We start from the raw sequence: 18,197 nt of genomic DNA, 5'->3' as shown, positions 1-18,197 counted from the left end.
TCCTCAGATAAACCCGGTCCGTACTTACACAGGCTTCCGCTCCGCGCGCGACTCTGATTCGATCTCCCTGCGAGTTCCGGGAGGGGAAGTGCATGTCCTATACGATCGGGTTTCAGTCCAAGAACCAGAAGGCCGTTCTGGCGACCGAGGCGGCAACCGCCAATCAGGCCGTCGCTATCATTGCCGCGCTGCGGCAAAGCGCCGACGAAATAAAGTTCATCCGTTCGCCGCAGGAAGGCGAGATGGGTATCGAGATGCTGCTGCTGCTCGCCAAGGAAGAGGCCGAGGAGATGCCGCAGCGGGCCTGATCCCGCTACGACCACACTTCGATCAGAAGCGAAACATGCCGGCTGCAATATAATGTAGCAAGGCGCCAGTCTCGCTCGAACCGAAGGTGGCCGCCATGAAACGCGAAGCGCTCCGCGTCGAACCGATCTCGTCGTTTCTCGACCGCTGGAAGGCGCCGACCTCGCCGGTGACGCGCGCCGGCAACATGATCTTCGTCGCCGGGCTGCCGCCATTCGACCCTGACACCGGCGAGATCGCCTCCGCGCCGATCGAGCGGCAGAGCGAGATCATCATGGAACAGATGAAGCTGTGCCTGGAGACGGCCGGCGCCTCCCTCGACAACGTCATGAAGTGCAACGTCTACTGCACCTCGACGAAGCACTTCGCCGCGTTCAACGCGGTCTATGCGCGCTATTTCCCGGTCGATCCGCCGGCGCGGATCTTCGTCTGCACGCCGGAATGGTTCGCCCCCTTCGACGTCGAGATCGACTGCATCGCGATGATGTGAAGGCTAGCGCGCGTCTCTCGCCAGCGCGCGTGCCGGCGCCTTCGTCTCCGCCTTTCCCGCCGTCAGCGCCATCGTCGCCACGCTGACCACGCGCGCAACCACGTCCTCGACGTCGTCGAGGTCGCATTTGCCTTCCGACAGTTTGGTCAGCCGCTCGCTCTCGCGGATGGTGTGGTGGGCCATGGCGAGCGCGAAGTTGAGGCCCCAGTAGATGTCGACGTCGCTGCGATCGGGCAGGGATCTTCGCATCGCGCCGGCGAATTTGCGCAGATGGTCGATCTCGCGGTTCTTGATGCGGCGGATTGGCGGCACGGATTCGATCGAGGCGCGGATCATGAAGCGCGCCGCCGTCGAGCGCTGGTTCTCAGGGCCGAGGCAGCCGCGCAAGGTCGGGCCGACGAGGGCGCGCAGGATCACCTCGATCGGCGCACGGCCGCCGCCTTCTTCTTCCGCCGCCTTCAATTCGCGCAGGCGCTCGCGGTTGGTGGCGATCGAGCGGGAGACGAACAGTTCCGCGATCAATTCGTCCTTCGAGCCGAAATGATAGTTCACCGCCGCGAGGTTGACATTGGCCTCCGCGACGATGTCCCGCAGCGTCACGTCGCCGAAGCCGCGATCGGCATAAAGCCGTTCGGCGGCGGCGAGAATGGCAGACCTCGTATGATCGCTGGCCATGACTCTTTATCCCGTCATTCCGGGGCGCGACATCGTCGCGAACCCGGAATCTCGCGCCGCAACTTCTGGATTCCGGGTTCGACGCTTCGCGTCGCCCCGGAATGACGAGTGGGCGCGAAGGGCCGAGGGAGTTGCAATTCAAACAGTTGTATGAAACTATCGTTTGAAGGCCGGGAAAAGTCAATCCGCAATCGGGACTCGTTCGCAACTGCGATCTGGTTCCGGTGCGCTTCGCAAGCCGCGCATTCGCGCTTGCGGGCCGCATGCAGCGGGAGGACAGTCCGGCGCAAAACCGGTTCGAACGAGAGAAAACGAGGAGCGTCCCATGGATTTCGACCTGTCCCCCAAGCAGAAGGAATGGCTCGACCGCGTGCGGTCCTTCATGGCCAAGCACGTACGTCCCGCGGTGCCGGTCTATGACGAGCAGGATCGCAACGGCGAGCGCTGGAAGGTGATCCCGATCCTGGAGGACCTCAAGAAGAAGGCGAAGGCCGAAGGCCTCTGGAACATGTTCATGCCGCCGTCCGAGCATGAGGACGATGAATTCCGTGGCGCGGGATTGACCAATCTCGAATACGCGCTGCTGTCGGAAGAGATGGGCCGCGTCACCTGGGCCTCGGAAGTGTTCAACTGTTCCGCGCCCGACACCGGCAACATGGAAGTGTTCATCCGCTATGCCACCAAGGAGCAGAAGCGCAAATGGCTGCGGCCGCTGATGGACGGCGAGATCCGCTCGGCGTTCCTGATGACGGAACCGGCAGTGGCCTCGTCTGATGCCACCAACATCGAGACCCGCATCGAGAAGGACGGCGATCACTACGTCATCAACGGCCGCAAATGGTGGTCGTCCGGCGTCGGCGATCCCCGCTGCAAGATCGCGATCCTGATGGGCAAGACCGATCCGAAGGCCGCCAAGCACCAGCAGCAGTCGCAGATCCTGGTTCCGCTCGACACGCCAGGCATCAAGGTCGAGAAGATGCTCCCCGTCTTCGGCTTCGACGACGCGCCGCACGGCCACGCCCAGGTGCTGCTCGACAATGTGCGGGTGCCGAAGGAGAACATCCTGCTCGGCGAAGGCCGCGGCTTCGAGATCGCGCAGGGCCGCCTTGGCCCCGGCCGCATCCATCACTGCATGCGCACCATCGGCAAGGCCGAGGAGGCGCTGGAGAAGATGGTGAAGCGGCTCTCCTCGCGCACCGCGTTCGGCAAGAAGATCATCGAGCATTCGGTGTGGGAGCAGCGCATCGGCGAGGCGCGCACCGACATCGAGATGAATCGTCTGCTGTGCCTCAAGGCCGCCGACATGATGGACAAGGTCGGCAACAAGGCGGCGCAGCTCGAGATCGCCATGATCAAGGTCGCGGGCCCCAACATGGCGCTGAAGATCATCGATCAGGCGATCCAGGCCTTTGGCGGCGCCGGTGTCTCCGACGAGGCCGGCCTTGCCAAGGACTACGCCCACATCCGCACGCTCCGTCTCGCTGACGGTCCGGACGAGGTGCACAACCGCGCCATTGCCAGACTTGAAGTTCGGAAGTATGCAAACTCTTCCACGCACTAAAATGGGGGAGGGCACAAGCCGCTCTCCACGCCGTCATTCCGGGATGGTCCGAAGGACCCGACCCGGAATCTCGAGATTCCGGGTTCGCCTCTTCGAGGCGCCCCGGAATGACGGACAAAAGAATTGAGGGAGCGTCATCGTGGCCGACGGCGTCAGGAAAGACGAGGAGTTCTCGGGCACCAAGCCGGTCGAGGAGCGGCATCGTTTCGACGAGCTGCGCCTCGAGGCGTGGATGCGCGACAACGTCGAAGGCTATGAGGGACCGCTGGTCGTCCTCCAGTTCAAGGGCGGCCAGTCCAACCCGACCTACCGGCTGAACACGCCGAAGCGCTCCTACGTGATGCGCCGCAAGCCGTTCGGCAAATTGCTGCCGTCGGCGCATGCGGTCGATCGCGAATATCGCGTGATCGCGGCCCTTGGAAAACAGGGCTTTCCGGTCGCGCGCGCCTATGCGCTGTGCCAGGACGACGGCGTCATCGGCGCGGCCTTCTACATCATGTCGATGGAGGAGGGCCGGGTGTTCTGGGATCCGGCGCTGCCGAGCCAGGATGCCGACGCGCGGCGAAAGATCTTCACCAGCAAGATCGAGACGCTGGCGAAACTCCACATGTACGATCCCGTCGCGATCGGCCTTGGCGACTTCGGCAAGCCCGGCAACTATTTCGCGCGCCAGATCGACCGCTGGACCAAGCAATACCGCGCCTCCGAAACCCAGCACATTCCGGAGTTCGAGAAGGTCGCCGAATGGCTGCCCAAGACCGTGCCGGAACAGGCGCGCGTCTCGATCGTGCACGGCGACTACCGGCTCGACAACATGATTTTCCACGCGACGGAACCGCGCGTGCAGGCCGTGCTGGACTGGGAGCTGTCGACGCTCGGCGATCCCATGGCCGACTTCACCTATCTGCTCATGCAGTGGATCATGCCGGGCCTGCAGGGCGTCGATCTCAAGGCGCTGAACATCCCGAGCCTGGAGGAGGCCGCGCAGATCTACTGCAACGCGACCGGGATGAGCGTGCCGGATCTCAACTGGTACTTCTCCTACAATCTGTTCCGTCTCGCCGGCATCACGCAAGGCATTGCGGGGCGCATCCGCGACGGCACCGCCGCCAACGCCAAGGCGCTGGAATCCGCCAAGCGCACCGTGCCGCTGTCGCAGGCGTCATGGGAATACGCGCAGAAGGCAGGCGCCGTGTGGGACTAACGAAGGCGCGGCTGATGGCCGCGCTTTTTTCTGCGTGAGTTTCCGAGACAGGAACATATTTTGGCACGCACAGCTCTCGACCTGCTGGAGCTCGAAAAGCTCGCGCTCGGAGCCATGAATGCAGGGCACCTGAAGGAAGCTGCTGCCCTTTATGCTGAGATTGTCGCGCTGAATCCGGGTTGGGAGCACGGAACCGCGCTATACTCGCTGGCCTGTTGTTACGAAGATCTGGGCGAGCTCACTTCTGCCGAGGAGTGCTACCGCAGGGCGCTGAGCTACGAACCGGAGAGTCCGACCTTCATAGGCGGTCTCGCCTCGTTTCTGCATCTTCACGGTAGTCAGTCGTAGTCACTTCGTAGCCCGGATGAGCGCAGCGATATCCGGGTCATGTGCCCCGCTTCGCGCCTCGCAATGACGAGGAGGGGCGTCCGTAGCTTGTCCTGCCACTAGGCGTGACCATATCTCCTCCGCAAGGAGACGGTCATGATCCAGCAACTGCGCATCTACGAAATCTTCGAGAAGAACAAGGCCGCATTCCACGCGCGGTTTGGCGATCACGCGGCGCGCATCATGCGAACCAGATATGGCTTCCGGATCGTGGCGATGTGGGAAACGAAATTCGGCGACAGGACCGAATTCGCCTATCTCCTGGAGTGGCCGGACGAGGCGGCCAAGACGTCGGCATGGGCGGCCTTCATGGCGGATGCTGAGTGGAGCGAGATCAAGCGGGTTACTCACGCTGAGCACGGGCTCATGGTAGGTCAGATCGAGGATCGCTTGCTTGTGCCGGTGGACTACTCGCCGTCGCTCAGCCTCCTGCATTAATGCGTCTCCGGAGCCTGCCACATGATCGACCACTCGACCCTCATCACCTACATCCTCATCGTGCTCGGTTTTGTCTTCATTCCCGGCCCGGCCACGCTGCTCACCATGGCGCGGGCCGCAAGCTCCGGAGCGAAGGTGGGTATCGCGACGGGCGCGGGGATTGCGGCGGGTGACGTGATTCACACCAGCATGGCGATCGTCGGCCTCTCGGCGATCATCGCCACTTCGGCGCTCCTGTTCAGCATCGTCAAATATGCTGGGGCCGCGTTCCTGATCTATCTCGGCATTCGCGCCATGCTCGACAAGGCACCGATCGAGCTGAATGGCGGAGCGCCCACGATCAGCGCTGGTCGCGCATTCCGCGAGGCCGTGCTGACCGAGGTGCTCAATCCCAAGACCGCGTTGTTCTTCCTCGCCTTCCTGCCGCAATTCGTCCGGCCGGAACACGGCGCGACCGCGCTTCAGCTTGCGGTCCTCGGCATTGTCTTCGTGCTGCTCGGCCTGTTGAGCACCGTCGTGTTCGCCGTGGGTGCCGGTCGTCTCGGCAATTTCCTGCGCTGCCATCCGGCCGTCGTGAAGTGGCAGGGCAAGGTGGTTGGGACCATCTACTGCGCCGTCGGCGTGCGGCTGGCGTTGCACGAGCGCTGAGGCGCGGTGCGCTCCCGTAGCCCGGATGAGCGCAGCGATATCCGGGACAGTGGTCCCGCATGTCGCTTCGCTCATGCGGGCTATACGCCGTCCCCACACTCTCTAACGTCATTGCCCGCGAAGGCGGGCAATCCAGTATTCCAGAGGCGGTCGTGGTTGAACCGAGAGGCCGCGGCGTACCCGATGCTCCGGTCAAGCCGGGGCATGACAGCTGGGTGAGTAAGTCGCTTTACCCGCTCTCGGTGACTAGGAAATGTAGTCTTCGAACTCCCATTTTCCGAGGCGGCTCAGTTTTTCTGCCACTTCCTTCCAGGAGGTTCCCGAGCATTCAGCACAATAGGCTTCGACGAACGCTTGGAGCCGAGGATAGTCGTATTGCTTCACGAAGACATGGTGCCGTCCGATCGTGAGGTCATCCTCCATGTTCGAACTGAACCAGTCGGGCGTGCAGAGCATAAAGTCAAAGGACTCTTGTCCTGGTCCATCGGCGGGACCGACGATAGCCATTACCAGGATTCCAAAAGGCCCGCTCGGCGAGAACGCCTCAAGCGGATCCGCGTCAGGACTGTGCAGAAATCTCAGTTTGGCAGTAACCATGGGCGGACCATCGTGTGTAGTTTCGTAGGGTGAGCAAAAGCGCGTAGCGCTGGGCCCACCACCTCTCGGCGACGTGGTAACAATGGTGGGCACGCTTCGCTTTGCCCACCCTACGGCGACTGCCCCGGCGGAACGACTCTGGATTGCTTCGCTTCGCTCGCAATGACGAAGAGAAGCCTTACCCCTTCGCGCAATGCGCGATCAGCTTCTCGACGAACCCCGCGCATTTCAACAGCTCCGACATCTCCACGAACTCATCCGGCGTGTGCGCCTGTGCGATCGCGCCGGGGCCGATCACGACCGAGGGGATACCGGCCATGCTGGCAAACAGGCTCGCCTCGGTGCCGAAGGCGACCTTGGCGTGGTCGTTGCGCCCCGCGAGGCTCTTGGCCAGCGTGACGATTGTCGCATCGGCGGCGGTGTCGAGCGCGGGATAGTCGAGGATCTCCTCGAAATCGATGCCGCATTCCGGATGCCGCGCCTTCATCGCCGGCTCGATCTCGGCCTTGGCCCAGGCGACGATCGCATCCGTCACCTCGCGCGACTCGGTGATGCCGATGCCGCGGCATTCGAAATCCACCGTGCAGGTATCGGGCACGATGTTCAGCGCAGCGCCGCCATGGACGATGCTGGTGAGCAGCGTCGAGTGCGGAACGTCGTAGAGGCTGTCCGTCGATCTCTTGCCAGCGAGCAGCACGGCGCGGCGGCGGATCTCGACAATCAGCTCGGCGGCATATTCGATTGCGTTGACGCCGTCGGGCGCGATCGAGGAGTGGCGGGCAAGACCGCGGAAGGTGGCGCGTACGCCGTGCTTGCCCTTGTGGCCGATGATGACCTGCATCTGCGTCGGTTCGCCGATGAAAGCGCCGAGCGGCCTGACCTTCTTCCTGGCGACCTCGCCGAGCATCGGCCGCACGCCGACACAGCCGATCTCCTCGTCATAGGAGATCGCCAGATGAATCGGCGTCTTGAGCCTGGCCTCCACCATGTCAGGCACCATGGCGAGGCACACCGCGACAAAACCCTTCATGTCGGTGGTGCCGCGGCCGTAGAGCCTGCCGTCGCGCTCGACCAGCTTGAACGGATCGTGGCTCCAGTCCTGGCCCGCGACCGGAACGACGTCGGTATGGCCCGACAGCACGAGGCCCGGGCGGTCCTCCGGCCCGATCGTGACCCACAGCGAGGCTTTCTGTCCGGTCTCGTCGACGATGCGCTCAAAGCCGACGCCGAGCGCGGCGAGATAGCTTTCGATATGGGCGATCAGGGGCAGGTTGGTACGGTCGCTGATGGTGTCGAAGCCGACGAGGTCGGCGAGGAGCTTGCGAATCCGGTCGGGTCTTGTGTCCAGCATTCTCGGGATCATGTGATGGGAGGGATCGTGGTCGGCTCTGCCGCCTGCACGAACCATACCAAGGGAACGGCACGACGTGCAAACCCCGGGCAGGGGGCGGGCTCGCTCGGCCGTCCGAATGCGCTCAGTTCTTCTGGGACGCGTTCTTCTTGGCCGGCGCGGGCGCCGGCGCCGCGGCGGTCTCCGGCGGCGCCTGCGGTGTCGCAACCGAAATGCCGTAGGGCCGCCATTGATTGCCGACGTTCTGGAACGTCAGGTCGAAATTGATCTGGAGCGGGCGGGTCGGAAAGAACCCTGTCAGCCGCAGCATCTTGTTGGGATCGAGATAAGGCGGCGTCGAGAGCTGCGGCGCGGCAAGCGCCACCGAGAACAGGTCGAAATTCCGTCGCCGCAGGTCGGTGAATCCCAGCGCGAGGTCGGCGGCGCTGTTCCTGGCCTGGAAGTCGGGCGCGGCGAGATCGCGCAGCACCGAATAGTTGCCGGAGCGGTTGGCATCGTTCAGCGTCAGCAGCGTCGAGCGGATCAGGTACAGCGCCTGCTCGGCGCTGACGGGAAGCTGTGGCTGCTTGGCGGCGGCCTTGTCGTCCTCGGCGCTGATCGGGTTCATCACGATCGGCGACAAGGCGACCACCACGCCCAAAGCGAGGCCGAGATATTTCCGCGAGCGCACGGCCCAACCCAGCCTCACCATCCGGGCCTGACCCCGACACGCACGCCGAATCCCATCGATCCAGGTCGGGCACCCACACCCGAGCCAAAAAAAACATGCATCGCTATTCCTCAGACCAACCGAGCCCAACGACACTAGCGGTTCGATCAAACGGAATCTGTCACCGTCCGGCAACATCCGGACACGCGAAGTTGTCGCGGCCCGCAAGATCGGTCGGTAACATCATCCTCAGTTCAGCGTCCACGACGCGCCGGCCCTGACGCCGATGGCGCCTTGCTGTGCGGCCGTGAACGCCGCGTTGAAGCGCATGGCGTCCGAATAGGAATAGCCGAGGCCGACCGCGAGGCCGGATTGTCCCTGGAAATTGCCGAAGCCGCCGGAGACCGAGATCTTGCCGGGGCGAGGATCGAATTGCAGGCTGGACGCCGCGAGCGCCAACGCCACGCCGCCGCGCGACTCCCGTGTCAGGTTGTCGACGCGGCCGTTGAGGGCGGCCAGTTGGGAGTTGATTCCGTTGATGTCGCCGGCGGAGGCAAGTCCGAGGCCAGCCAGCGAGGTGGTCGCCAGATTGCCGGCCGCGTCCGATGTGACGAGCTGGGTCGGTCCGGACTGCGCCGCCTTGCTCGCAGCCGAGGTGATGCCGCTCATCGTGTAGGTGCTGCTGGCGGTGCCGACTGCGACCTGGTTGGCGCGCGTCGTGGTCGCGCCGCTGCCGATCGCGACCGAGTTGTCGAAATTCGCGCCGGCGCCGGTGCCCATCGCGATCGCGTTGATGCCGGTAACGGCCGTGCCATTGCCGATCGCGACAGAGGACGCGCCGGAGACGGTGCTGTTGTTGCCCATCACCACGGCATTGGTGGCGTTGACGGTGTTGCCGCTGCCGAACACGGATGAGCCGGCGGCGCTGGACGTTGCCGCAATGGTGTTGTTCGAGCCGACCAGCTGGATGTTGTCGCCGCGACCCGCCACATTGGACCCGTTCACCGTGTTGTTGTCGCCGAACACCAAACTGTTGTTGCCGTTGACGATGTTGGGATCGCCGATGGCGAACGTGCCGTTACCGCGGATGTTCTGTCCGGTGCCAAAGGCGCCGCTGTTATTGCCGCTGACGTTGTTGAAGGAGCCAACAGCCGCGCTGTTGCTGCCGGTGACGGTGCTGAAGGAGCCGACAGCCGCGTTGTTGCCGCCGGCGATGCCGATACTGGAGCCGAAGGCCGCGGTGTTGTCGCCGGTGACGCCGTTGCCGGAGCCGACAACCGCGCCGTTGTTGCCGGCGACGACGTTGTTGGAGCCGACGGCCGCGTAGTTGGTGCCGTTGATGGCGTTGCCGGAGCCGAAGGCCCGCACTGCCGTCGCCGTTGACGGCGTTGGTCGAGCCTACGGCGGCGCTGTTGTTGCCGGTGGCGGTGTTGTTGGTGCCGAGCGCGGCACTGTTGCCGCCGTTGGCGGTGTTGCCGAGTCCGAATGCGCTGCTCTGACTGCCAAACGCGTGGGCATTGGCGCCGAACGCCGACGAATTCGTGCCGGTGGCGATTGAATTGGAGCCCACGGCCGTATTGCTCATGTTGTTGCCATTGGCGGCGGCGTTCACGCCGATTGCGATGTTGGTCGCATTGTTGCCGCTGGCATTTGCATGGTCGCCCGTGGCGACGTTCTTTCCGCCGATTCCGGCGGCGTTGGCGCCGAAGCCGGTCGCCACGTTCGCGCCGGTATCGCCGGCGGCGCTGGCGCCGTTGCCGATTGCGACGTTGTTGCTGTTGTCGCCGGTCGCGCTTGCATTCACGCCCGCGGCGAAGTTCGAGCTGGCGTCTCCGCTGGCGTCGGAGTTGACGCCGGCGGCGAAATTGGCGCTAACGAGGCCAAAGGCGTTGGCGTTCGGTCCACAGGCGAAGTTGGTGCTGGCGAGACCGCCCGCGGAGGCTCCCATCGTCGCACCGCCGGACGTGGCGCAGACGAACTGCGCTGTCGCCGGCCGTTTTCCGGACAGCAGACAAAGCGCCGACAAAGCAAAGACCGCGACCAGGCGCACAATGCGGACCGGGCAGGATCGGCCTCGGGCATTGGACGCGCGCCACCTGCGATCCTCGGTTGATCGATACGCTGTCAGCCCCGCCCAATTCAACATCATGTCGCTCTCGCCCATGCCCGCAGCAGAGGCGTCGTCCTCGTTGCGGCACGCTATCGCGATGCGAATGGCGCGCTGCATCGGGCCGAAGCCTGCAACTGCAATGATTTGTGGCTGACGAAATTATCGCCCCGGCCGGTCCGCCTCTACCGCTTGGCACGCAACCACATTGCGTCTATTGCAAATTATTGCCGGAAGATGCGCCGTTCTTCTTCTTCCGTGTTATTTTTTCGTTTGCAACTGTGGGGCGGGGGGATGTCGGTCTTTCAGAGCCTGATTTTCGATACGACTGTGCTTGACGGCGTTACCGATCCCGCCATTCGCGCTCGCGTGTGGGCCGAGTGTTTCGAGCAGATCGTCACCGGCATGGACATGGGGTTTTCCGAGGGGGACGCCCGCATCATCGGGACGCACAAATTCCTCATGACCGAGACGGTCGCGCTCGGCGAGATGTTCAGCTCCTCCTTTATCGGCGCGCGGACCAAAAAGCACATCAACCGCGACGACGAGGACCATGTCTATCTGAGCTTCAACATCGGCGCGACAACTCATATCGGCCGCCAGTTCGGGCGCGAGATCGATGTCCAGCCGGGACAGGCGGGGCTGCTCGTACTGGACGCGAGCACACAGGCCATTGCCCCGAACAACGGCCATTGCATCAGCCTGAAATTGCCGAACGCGATCTTCAGGGAGTGGGGCCTGTCCCCGGTCGACCTGGCCTGCCGCCCGCTCGATTGCACCGGTGCCGACTATCAGCTCCTGACCGGTTATGCGCGGCTGTTGATCGCGAACGGGGCGGGGCTGGACGAAGGCGGCGCCGCGGAGGCGACGCAGCACCTGATCAAGCTCACTGGCCGCTGGCTCGGCGCCAGGGACGGCGTGCAGGGAGTGGACGGTGAGGAGGCCGTCTACCGCGCGCGGCTCGCCTTGGTTCGGCAGACGATCAGCAAGCAGGCGTTCGATCCCGAGGTCAGCCTCGAGCGGGTGGCGCGGCGGCTCGGCATGCCCTCGCGCACCGTGCAGCACATGCTGGCGAAGGCCGGCGAGAGCTTCTCGCAGGTGGTGATGGCGGCGCGGCTGCGGCGGGCCCGCGTCCATCTGCTCGATCCCGTCTACGCCGATCTGTCGGTCGCGGACATTGCATTCCACTGCGGCTTTCTCGACGTCTCGAGCTTCTACCGCGCGTTTCGCGCCGCCTATAACGTCACGCCGAAATCGCTGCGCGAGCAGGCCGGGACGATTCCACCGGAATAAGGCGGGCCGCCGGCGCCAACCGGGCCACAAGACCTTGCGTTGCCCGTCGGGCAAGACACGCAAGGTGCCGGTCAACGCGCACCGTCGAAAAGATTCCACTTTACCGAAATTCGGAATTGGCGGATAGTGCGCTCACTCCGGCCCAGGGAAGAGGGGCGTATCGCGATCGTCACGAACGCGGGCCGGGCGGCGGTGGACGTGGGTCACATCGGCGCGAAAGGCATCGCAGGGCGGAGAGCCGTGAGCGAAACCATCGCGCGCACGACCGGTGTGATCGGCGTACGGCCAAATCGTGTCGTCCTGGCGCCCGGGGTCTGTGCGCCAAGTCCTGCGGTGATGTGTGCGGCCCGACCGGACCGCGCGCGTCAGCCATCCGCAGGGCGACGGGGGCAATAGTGCATCGCTCCCCGGGGAGAGCACGACATAAGCCGTTCCAACCACTGCGCAGGGAAGGCCGGGATGTCTCCGGTTGCCCTGTTACCCGCTGTGCATCGTAGCGCAATCCGCTTCTCGCATGGCGGTCAGTAGGAGCCAGCCGGCTCCCGGCCTTCCCTGCGCCCTCTTTCATCCGAGGGTGAGGTGACGAAGCAAAGCTCGGGCGAAACAAGCCGCGAGAGGGTGAAGGTGTGTCTGCGATGGGAATGCGAGTTGAAAGAGCGACGCCGTCTCCCACACTCCGTCATTGCGAGCGCAGCGAAGCAATCCAGAATCCCTCCGCACCCCGGTCGGCGTTGCCGAAGCGCGATGTGGCCACCAGCGTTCGCAGCAACCAAGTTCGGCGGCTATGGGTCCTGGCTTTCGCCAGGACGACAGCGAGGGTGTTGCCGCGGTCTCGCGCAAAACGCCGGTCCGAAAATGGCCGGGCTCGCCCGGCCATTTTCAACGTAGAGAACGACTTTGCTAAACCGGCTTGCCCGCATACGGCATCGATGCCGTCAGACCGCCGTCCACCGGGAACGCCTGGCCGTTGACATACGAGGCTTCGTCGCTGGCCAGGAACAATCCCATCGCCGCGAGCTCGTGCGGCTGGCCGGGGCGCTTCAGCGGGTTGAGCTGGCCGATCTTGTCGGCGGTGCCGCGCTCCTTGGCGCGGTCGAAGATCGGTTTCGTCATGCCGGTTTCGATCAGGCCGGGGCAGACCGCGTTGATGCGCACGCCGGTGCCGGAGAGCGAATAGGCCGTGGTCTGCACCAGGCTGATCACGCCGGCCTTGCTCGCGGCATAGGGATGACCGCTGGCGCCGGCCTTGAGGCCGGCGACCGACGCCGTCAGCACGATTGCGCCGGACTGCTGCTTCACCATGTGCGGCATCGCGTGCTTCACCGCGAGGAACGGACCGATCAGGTTGACGCGCAGCACCTCCTGCCAGTGTTCCACGGTTTGTTCGCCGAGCGGGATGAGCCCGCCGGAGACGCCGGCATTGGCCCAGATCACGTCGAGCCGGCCGTGCGTCTTCACCGCCCTGTCGATGACGGCGATCACGTCCTTCTCGGAACCCGCATCCGCGACCATCGCTTCCGCGACACCGCCGGCCTTCTTCACCTCCTCGACGGTCTCCTTCATCGCCTCGGTGCGATCGACCGCAATCAGCCTGGCGCCTTCCCTGGTGAAAAGCAGCGCAGCGGCGCGACCGATGCCGCTGCCGGCGCCGGTGATGATGACGGATTTGCCTTGCAGACGGCCCATGCGTTTCTCCCTTTGACGCGTGCGCGACGCTTGCCGCGCGACGGAATTTCAAACAAGATTTCAAACGGTAAAGTGTCTTGAGACACGTTCACACCTGACGTACAGCGACATCACACGGGATGGAAGGGTTTCGATGGCAGGCGCAGACAAGCCGAATGTGGTCACGACACGGTGGTGGTGGGTCCGTCACGCGCCGGTGCGCAATGACGGCGGCAATATCTACGGTCAGAGCGACATCGCCTGCGACACCAGCGATACCTACGTGTTCAATGCTGTCGCCAAGGTGCTGCCACGCAAGGCGGTCTGGTATTCGAGCAATCTGATGCGGACGCATCAAACGGCCGAAGCGATCTGGGCGGCCGGCTTTCCAAGGCCTGCATCCATGACGTGGGAAGCGGACCTCGCCGAGCAGAATCTCGGCCGCTGGCAGGGCATGAACCGCGCCCAGTTCATCGCCAGCCGTCCGGTGGGCACGAGCTGGTTCGCCGACATCAATGAGCCCGCGCCCGGCGGCGAAAGCTTCATGGATCTCTACAGCCGCACGCGCCGCACCATCGAGCGGATCAACAGCGAGGCGGCGGGGCTGGACATCATCGCGGTCGCGCATGGCGGCACCATCAAGGCCGCGCTGGGACTCGCGCTCGACGGCCAACCGGAGCGGGGGCTGTCGTTCGACATCGACAATTGCTCGGTCACGCGGCTCGACTATTTTGCGAGTCCCGAGCGCACGGTCTGGCGGCTGCCGATGGTCAATCAGCAGCCGTGGATCGCGGATGATGCGCACGCGGCGATGCATCAACTGGCGGGGCCGGAAGTCAAGAAGCTCGCCTGAGCAAGCTGTCATTCCGGGACGGTCCGCAGGACCGGACCCGGAATCTCGAGATTCTCAGGTGCGCAACCGCGCACCATAGTTCGATGCTTCGTATCGCCTCGGAACGACACTGAATACGTAAATCAATCTGGGAGAGAAACATGACCTTGTTCGACATGAAGGGGAAAGTTGCCGTCATCACCGGCTCGACGCGCGGCATCGGGCTTGCGATCGCGGAACGCATGGCCGAGCACGGCGCCAAAGTCGTGATTTCCTCACGCAAGGCCGACGTCTGCGACCAGGTAGCCAAGGGCATCAACGACAGGTTCGACAAGGGCACCGCAGTCGCGATCGCGGCCAACATCTCCTCGAAGGAAAATCTGCAAAACCTGATCGACGAGAGCAACCGAGCGTTCGGCAAGATCGACGTGCTGGTCTGCAACGCGGCGTCGAACCCGTATTACGGTCCGCTCGCCGGCATCTCCGACGATCAGTTCCGCAAGATCCTCGACAACAACATCGTCGCCAACAACTGGCTGATCTCGATGGTGGTGCCGCAGATGATCGAGCGCAAGGACGGCTCGATCATCATCGTGTCATCGATCGGCGGCCTCAAGGGCTCGACCATCCTCGGCGCCTACGCGATCTCGAAGGCCGCCGACATGCAGCTTGCGCGCAACCTCGCCTGCGAATACGGCAAGCACAACATCCGCGTGAACTGCATCGCGCCCGGCCTGATCAAGACCGATTTCGCCAAGGCGCTGTGGGACAATCCGGAGAACCTGAAGGCCTCGACCTCGCGCTCGCCGCTGCTCCGCATCGGCATCCCCGACGAGATCGCCGGCGCGGCCGTGTTCCTGGGCTCGAAGGCCGGCGACTTCATGACCGGCCAGACCATGGTGATCGACGGCGGCGCAACGATCAGTTGACGCGATAGAGCGTCATCCCGGGGCGCGCTTAGCGCGAACCCGGGATCTCGAGATTCTCAGGTGCGCAATTGCGCACCATCGTTCGATGCTTTGTATCGCCCCGGAATGACCCTTCGGGTCAATCCACCGCCGCGTAAACCAGATCCCGCACCAGCGTGCGCGTGTAGTCGCGCTGGCCCGGACCCTGGCTCATGAACACCGCGAGCAGATCCTCCTTCGGGTCGATCCAGAAGAACGTTCCCGCAATGCCGCTCCAGAAATACTGGCCGACGCTGCCGGGGAAGGGCGCGATTCCGGCCTCGCGGCGCACGGCGAAGCCGAGGCCGAAGCCGTGGCCGGGCGAGAGCAGGGTGCCGTTGGTCTTCACCTCGGGCCCGAGGTGGTCGGAGGCCATCAGCTCCAGCGTCTTGCGGCCGATGATCCTGTTGCCGTCGAGCGTGCCGCCGTTGCGCAACATCAGCGCGAAACGGGCGTAGTCCATCGTGGTGGAGACGAGGCCGCCGCCGCCGGATTCCATCACCGGCTGCTCCAGCATGTTGAACAGCGCGACCTTGTCGCCGGTCCAGGGATCGGCCGCGAACGGTTCGGCGAGCCGGCCGGCATTGGCCTCGGATGTCGAGAAGCCGGTCTCGGCCATCTGGAGCGGCGCAAGCACGCGTTCGGCGAGGAAGGTGCCGAGCGACTTGCCGCTGACGACCTCGATGATGCGGCCGAGGATGTCGGTGGAGCGGCTGTAGTTGAACTCGTCGCCGGGTTGGCAGACCAGCGGGAAGCTCGCCACCAGTGCGGCGTGCTCGGCATTGGTGATCTTGCGGCTGCGCACCCGCGAGTCCTGGTAGATCTTGTGCACGGGCCCGTCGCCCTGGTGCTCGTAGGTGAGGCCAGAGGTGTGGCGGAGCAGGTCCTGCACCGTCATCGGCCGCTTCGGCGGAACCAGGTCCAGCTTGCCGCCGCTGACGATCCCGACCTTCTGGTCGGCAAACTCCGGAATGAACTTGGCGACGGGATCGCCGAGCAGGAGGTGGCCGTCCTCGACCAGCGCCATGACGGCGACGGAGACGATCGGCTTGGTCATCGAGAAGATCCGGAAGATCGAATCGAGCGCCATCGGCGTTGATGCGGCCGGGCTCTGGCGGCCCAGCGCCTCGAACCAGCCGACCTGGCCGCGACGGGCCACCAGCACGGTGATTCCGGGGACGGTGCCCTTGTCGATCTCACGCTTGAAGGCGTCCGACATCGCCTGGAGGCGCGGCCGCGACAGGCCCAGTGTCTCGGGCTTGGCCTCGGGCAAAGGCGGTGTTTTCGGCGCGGTTGCGGGGCTAAGGGCGGCTGTCGCGGTCATGGTCACTCCCGGGGGCACATTATTGTCGGGAGCGAAATGTGGCCCAGAAGGTGCGGCACAAACAAGCGAAGCGGGCGCGCTTCTCCCTTGCAATCCGGCCGTCCCCTGTGCTTGAAAGCGGCCGTGATCCTAAGGCGACGCAGGGTCCATAGGAGTGTAGCTCAATTGGTAGAGCACCGGTCTCCAAAACCGGGGGTCGCAGGTTCGAGCCCTGCCACTCCTGCCAGCGAAATCAACCACTTAGACTAGATACTGGCGGGATGGGGCAAGATTGCCCCGGCAGGCGCTCGCGGCCGCCCGCAGCGATGAGGGCCTCGGCCGGGGACTAGCGTGCGGGGGTCCGTCCGGCGTCAACCGGAACCTGATCGCGATCGACATCCCGGATGGGAACGCGGCGGAGCAGCGAGACGATGGTCCCGATGAGCTCCAAATAGGTGCGCAGCCGCAGCGCGCGCGATGACCCCTTCAACTCCGCGTTCAGGCTCACGGGGACCTGGACATAGGTGAGGCCGAGTTGGAGCAGCGAGATCAACGCGCAGATCTGATAGCCGTAGCCGTCGGCCCTGACCGCGATCTGGCGCAGCCATTTCACGGGGTAGACGATCATGCTGTGGTAGTCGGACAGCCAGAAGCCGAACATGCAGTTCAGGACGAAGCGCAGCGAATGCGACTGGATCGAGCGGTTGACGGAACGGTCCGACTGGTTGTCACGATAGGTGATCACCATGTCGGCGGCGCCAACCGCCTTGAACATCCTGGCAATGCCTTCGTTCTGGAAGGCATGATCGCCGGGGATCAGGGTAATGGCATCGAACTTCGCGCGTGACAGGGCGTATTCGAAGCCGGCGCCGACGCCCCGCCGCTCGGCGTTATGATGAACGGTGATCCGCCGGTCGCTGGCTGCGAATTCGTTCATGATCGCGCCGGTGGCATCGGTGCTGCCGTCGTCGATCAGGAAAATCTCGAAATCGTCCAGCAATTCGCGGGCGAGCGGCAATACGCCGTCGATGGTGTCGGCGATCTTGTCCTGCTCGTTCAGCGCAGGGATGACGATCGTAAGACTTTTTTCCGCCCTGGAAGGTGTCATCACATACCGCCGTCGCCGGCCACTCAGTACTGTTGGAACCCCACCCGCAACCTAGGTGATCAAAATCCGGCCAACAATATCGGTCCAGTCAATCAGGTCAACGCAACTGCGTTGCATTCGGGCAACTAGTCGGCAAAATCGTAGAGTCCGGTATCGCCGATGCCGAAGGCACGCCGTAGCCGCGCGATCCGTTTTGCCATGGTCTGTCCGGCCGCCGTCGCGGCAAACCGCGGATCGACCTGCTCGACCAGACCCCCGTCAATCAAGATCTTGGCCCGTCCGCGGAACAGTGCTGGAACTTGCCCTTCGACGACGTCCGACAGCGGAGCCGTCCGGTCGGGCCGCTCGGCAAGACCCAGCAGGATGTCCAGCGAGACCGATTTGTAGACTGCGCCGAAGGCGAAAACGTAACCCATGACGCCAAAGCCGAAAATCGATGCGGCGTCCCAATAGCGGAATTGCGGAAGGATCAGGACGCCGAGCAGCACGCCGAGAAGATGCGCAACGACTGCGGCGATCGCGAGCACGATCACCGGTGCCAGCGACCATGCCCGAGCGCGAGCGACGAACTGCAGGACAGGCGCCAGTACGGCAAATGCGACGGCAGCGATGAGACCGACAGCAAATGACATCGTG

General features: G+C 64.1%; 20 protein-coding genes and 1 tRNA gene. 11 read left to right on the top strand and 10 right to left on the bottom strand.

Features of this window, described 5'->3' with window-relative positions; all coding sequences use genetic code 11:
• Positions 1-92: 92 nt before the first annotated feature.
• Together BJA_RS27555 and BJA_RS27550 are read left to right on the top strand one after the other, a co-directional pair.
• Positions 93-308: a hypothetical protein gene (locus tag BJA_RS27555; protein ID WP_028171360.1), complete on the top strand. Its 216-nt coding sequence runs from the start codon at positions 93-95 to the stop codon at positions 306-308.
• 95 nt (positions 309-403) lie between these two features.
• Positions 404-796: a RidA family protein gene (locus tag BJA_RS27550; protein ID WP_028171361.1), complete on the top strand. Its 393-nt coding sequence runs from the start codon at positions 404-406 to the stop codon at positions 794-796.
• Positions 797-799: 3 nt separating this feature from the next.
• Here BJA_RS27550 and BJA_RS27545 read toward each other — a convergent pair whose 3' ends face one another.
• The gene (locus BJA_RS27545) at positions 800-1,471 is read right to left on the bottom strand and encodes a TetR/AcrR family transcriptional regulator (RefSeq protein WP_011088204.1); all 672 of its coding nucleotides are present in this window, start codon (positions 1,469-1,471) and stop codon (positions 800-802) included.
• A gap of 325 nt (positions 1,472-1,796) precedes the next feature.
• Between BJA_RS27545 and BJA_RS27540 the strand changes: the two genes are divergently transcribed.
• The 5 genes from BJA_RS27540 to BJA_RS27520 all read left to right on the top strand — a co-directional run bounded on the left by BJA_RS27540 (position 1,797) and on the right by BJA_RS27520 (position 5,709).
• Positions 1,797-3,032, top strand: coding sequence for an acyl-CoA dehydrogenase family protein (locus tag BJA_RS27540; RefSeq protein ID WP_011088203.1), 1,236 nt, complete (start codon positions 1,797-1,799; stop codon positions 3,030-3,032).
• Positions 3,033-3,171: 139 nt separating this feature from the next.
• Positions 3,172-4,236: a phosphotransferase family protein gene (locus BJA_RS27535; protein WP_011088202.1), complete on the top strand. Its 1,065-nt coding sequence runs from the start codon at positions 3,172-3,174 to the stop codon at positions 4,234-4,236.
• Positions 4,237-4,296: 60 nt separating this feature from the next.
• Positions 4,297-4,584: a tetratricopeptide repeat protein gene (locus BJA_RS27530; protein ID WP_038967958.1), complete on the top strand. Its 288-nt coding sequence runs from the start codon at positions 4,297-4,299 to the stop codon at positions 4,582-4,584.
• Between the two features lie 135 nt (positions 4,585-4,719).
• Positions 4,720-5,061, top strand: a complete 342-nt coding sequence (locus BJA_RS27525; protein ID WP_011088200.1) for an NIPSNAP family protein — start codon at positions 4,720-4,722, stop codon at positions 5,059-5,061.
• Positions 5,062-5,082: 21 nt separating this feature from the next.
• Positions 5,083-5,709, top strand: a complete 627-nt coding sequence (locus tag BJA_RS27520) for a LysE family translocator (protein ID WP_011088199.1) — start codon at positions 5,083-5,085, stop codon at positions 5,707-5,709.
• 246 nt (positions 5,710-5,955) lie between these two features.
• Here BJA_RS27520 and BJA_RS27515 read toward each other — a convergent pair whose 3' ends face one another.
• The 5 genes from BJA_RS27515 to BJA_RS43230 form a co-directional block, all read right to left on the bottom strand.
• Positions 5,956-6,306, bottom strand: a complete 351-nt coding sequence (locus BJA_RS27515; RefSeq protein WP_038967957.1) for an immunity 8 family protein — start codon at positions 6,304-6,306, stop codon at positions 5,956-5,958.
• A gap of 178 nt (positions 6,307-6,484) precedes the next feature.
• Entirely contained in the window at positions 6,485-7,657 is a 1,173-nt protein-coding gene (gene argE / locus BJA_RS27510) for an acetylornithine deacetylase (protein ID WP_038967956.1), read from the bottom strand.
• A gap of 124 nt (positions 7,658-7,781) precedes the next feature.
• Positions 7,782-8,348, bottom strand: coding sequence for a hypothetical protein (locus BJA_RS27505; protein WP_244423858.1), 567 nt, complete (start codon positions 8,346-8,348; stop codon positions 7,782-7,784).
• Positions 8,349-8,555: 207 nt separating this feature from the next.
• Positions 8,556-9,215, bottom strand: coding sequence for a YadA-like family protein (locus BJA_RS43235; protein WP_257784525.1), 660 nt, complete (start codon positions 9,213-9,215; stop codon positions 8,556-8,558).
• Positions 9,216-9,423: 208 nt separating this feature from the next.
• Positions 9,424-10,533, bottom strand: coding sequence for a hypothetical protein (locus BJA_RS43230; RefSeq protein WP_011088194.1), 1,110 nt, complete (start codon positions 10,531-10,533; stop codon positions 9,424-9,426).
• Between the two features lie 27 nt (positions 10,534-10,560).
• Here BJA_RS43230 and BJA_RS27495 point away from each other — a divergent pair, with 27 nt between their 5' ends.
• Entirely contained in the window at positions 10,561-11,706 is a 1,146-nt protein-coding gene (locus BJA_RS27495; RefSeq protein ID WP_162494124.1) for an AraC family transcriptional regulator, read from the top strand.
• A gap of 900 nt (positions 11,707-12,606) precedes the next feature.
• Here the strand turns inward: BJA_RS27495 and BJA_RS27490 are convergent.
• Positions 12,607-13,392 (bottom strand): SDR family NAD(P)-dependent oxidoreductase, encoded by a 786-nt coding sequence (locus tag BJA_RS27490; protein ID WP_011088192.1) that lies wholly within the window; start codon positions 13,390-13,392, stop codon positions 12,607-12,609.
• A 133-nt stretch (positions 13,393-13,525) separates the two neighbouring features.
• Here BJA_RS27490 and BJA_RS27485 point away from each other — a divergent pair, with 133 nt between their 5' ends.
• Both BJA_RS27485 and BJA_RS27480 read left to right on the top strand, forming a co-directional pair.
• Complete coding sequence (locus tag BJA_RS27485; protein ID WP_038967049.1) at positions 13,526-14,224, top strand: histidine phosphatase family protein; 699 nt, start codon at positions 13,526-13,528, stop codon at positions 14,222-14,224.
• A gap of 140 nt (positions 14,225-14,364) precedes the next feature.
• The gene (locus tag BJA_RS27480) at positions 14,365-15,132 is read left to right on the top strand and encodes an SDR family NAD(P)-dependent oxidoreductase (RefSeq protein ID WP_011088190.1); all 768 of its coding nucleotides are present in this window, start codon (positions 14,365-14,367) and stop codon (positions 15,130-15,132) included.
• Positions 15,133-15,250: 118 nt separating this feature from the next.
• Here the strand turns inward: BJA_RS27480 and BJA_RS27475 are convergent, their stop codons facing one another.
• The gene (locus BJA_RS27475; RefSeq protein ID WP_038967050.1) at positions 15,251-16,474 is read right to left on the bottom strand and encodes a serine hydrolase domain-containing protein; all 1,224 of its coding nucleotides are present in this window, start codon (positions 16,472-16,474) and stop codon (positions 15,251-15,253) included.
• A gap of 150 nt (positions 16,475-16,624) precedes the next feature.
• Here BJA_RS27475 and BJA_RS27470 point away from each other — a divergent pair.
• Positions 16,625-16,700: transfer RNA gene (locus BJA_RS27470), tRNA-Trp, on the top strand.
• Positions 16,701-16,799: 99 nt separating this feature from the next.
• Here the strand turns inward: BJA_RS27470 and BJA_RS27465 are convergent.
• Complete coding sequence (locus tag BJA_RS27465) at positions 16,800-17,561, bottom strand: glycosyltransferase family 2 protein (protein ID WP_038967051.1); 762 nt, start codon at positions 17,559-17,561, stop codon at positions 16,800-16,802.
• Between the two features lie 125 nt (positions 17,562-17,686).
• Positions 17,687-18,193, bottom strand: coding sequence for a hypothetical protein (locus BJA_RS27460; RefSeq protein WP_011088187.1), 507 nt, complete (start codon positions 18,191-18,193; stop codon positions 17,687-17,689).
• Positions 18,194-18,197 lie beyond the last annotated feature (4 nt).

The sequence above is a fragment of the Bradyrhizobium diazoefficiens USDA 110 genome, assembly GCF_000011365.1.
Classification (GTDB): Bacteria; Pseudomonadota; Alphaproteobacteria; order Rhizobiales; family Xanthobacteraceae; genus Bradyrhizobium; species Bradyrhizobium diazoefficiens.
The sequence above is the reverse complement of the archived record's forward strand: the minus strand, read 5'-3'. Positions and strand labels throughout refer to the sequence as shown.

What these genes read in the sequence shown, in the direction of transcription:
- BJA_RS27520 (WP_011088199.1), top strand. Translation starts at nt 5,083, where the DNA reads ATGATCGACCACTCGACCCTCATCACCTACATCCTCATCGTGCTCGGT.
- BJA_RS27515 (WP_038967957.1), bottom strand. Translation starts at nt 6,306, where the DNA reads ATGGTTACTGCCAAACTGAGATTTCTGCACAGTCCTGACGCGGATCCG.
- BJA_RS27465 (WP_038967051.1), bottom strand. Translation starts at nt 17,561, where the DNA reads ATGACACCTTCCAGGGCGGAAAAAAGTCTTACGATCGTCATCCCTGCG.
- BJA_RS43230 (WP_011088194.1), bottom strand. Translation starts at nt 10,533, where the DNA reads ATGCAGCGCGCCATTCGCATCGCGATAGCGTGCCGCAACGAGGACGAC.
- BJA_RS27540 (WP_011088203.1), top strand. Translation starts at nt 1,797, where the DNA reads ATGGATTTCGACCTGTCCCCCAAGCAGAAGGAATGGCTCGACCGCGTG.
- BJA_RS27545 (WP_011088204.1), bottom strand. Translation starts at nt 1,471, where the DNA reads ATGGCCAGCGATCATACGAGGTCTGCCATTCTCGCCGCCGCCGAACGG.
- BJA_RS27485 (WP_038967049.1), top strand. Translation starts at nt 13,526, where the DNA reads ATGGCAGGCGCAGACAAGCCGAATGTGGTCACGACACGGTGGTGGTGG.
- argE (WP_038967956.1), bottom strand. Translation starts at nt 7,657, where the DNA reads ATGCTGGACACAAGACCCGACCGGATTCGCAAGCTCCTCGCCGACCTC.
- BJA_RS27475 (WP_038967050.1), bottom strand. Translation starts at nt 16,474, where the DNA reads ATGACCGCGACAGCCGCCCTTAGCCCCGCAACCGCGCCGAAAACACCG.
- BJA_RS27490 (WP_011088192.1), bottom strand. Translation starts at nt 13,392, where the DNA reads ATGGGCCGTCTGCAAGGCAAATCCGTCATCATCACCGGCGCCGGCAGC.
- BJA_RS27555 (WP_028171360.1), top strand. Translation starts at nt 93, where the DNA reads ATGTCCTATACGATCGGGTTTCAGTCCAAGAACCAGAAGGCCGTTCTG.
- BJA_RS27550 (WP_028171361.1), top strand. Translation starts at nt 404, where the DNA reads ATGAAACGCGAAGCGCTCCGCGTCGAACCGATCTCGTCGTTTCTCGAC.
- BJA_RS27480 (WP_011088190.1), top strand. Translation starts at nt 14,365, where the DNA reads ATGACCTTGTTCGACATGAAGGGGAAAGTTGCCGTCATCACCGGCTCG.
- BJA_RS27460 (WP_011088187.1), bottom strand. Translation starts at nt 18,193, where the DNA reads ATGTCATTTGCTGTCGGTCTCATCGCTGCCGTCGCATTTGCCGTACTG.
- BJA_RS27525 (WP_011088200.1), top strand. Translation starts at nt 4,720, where the DNA reads ATGATCCAGCAACTGCGCATCTACGAAATCTTCGAGAAGAACAAGGCC.
- BJA_RS27505 (WP_244423858.1), bottom strand. Translation starts at nt 8,348, where the DNA reads ATGGTGAGGCTGGGTTGGGCCGTGCGCTCGCGGAAATATCTCGGCCTC.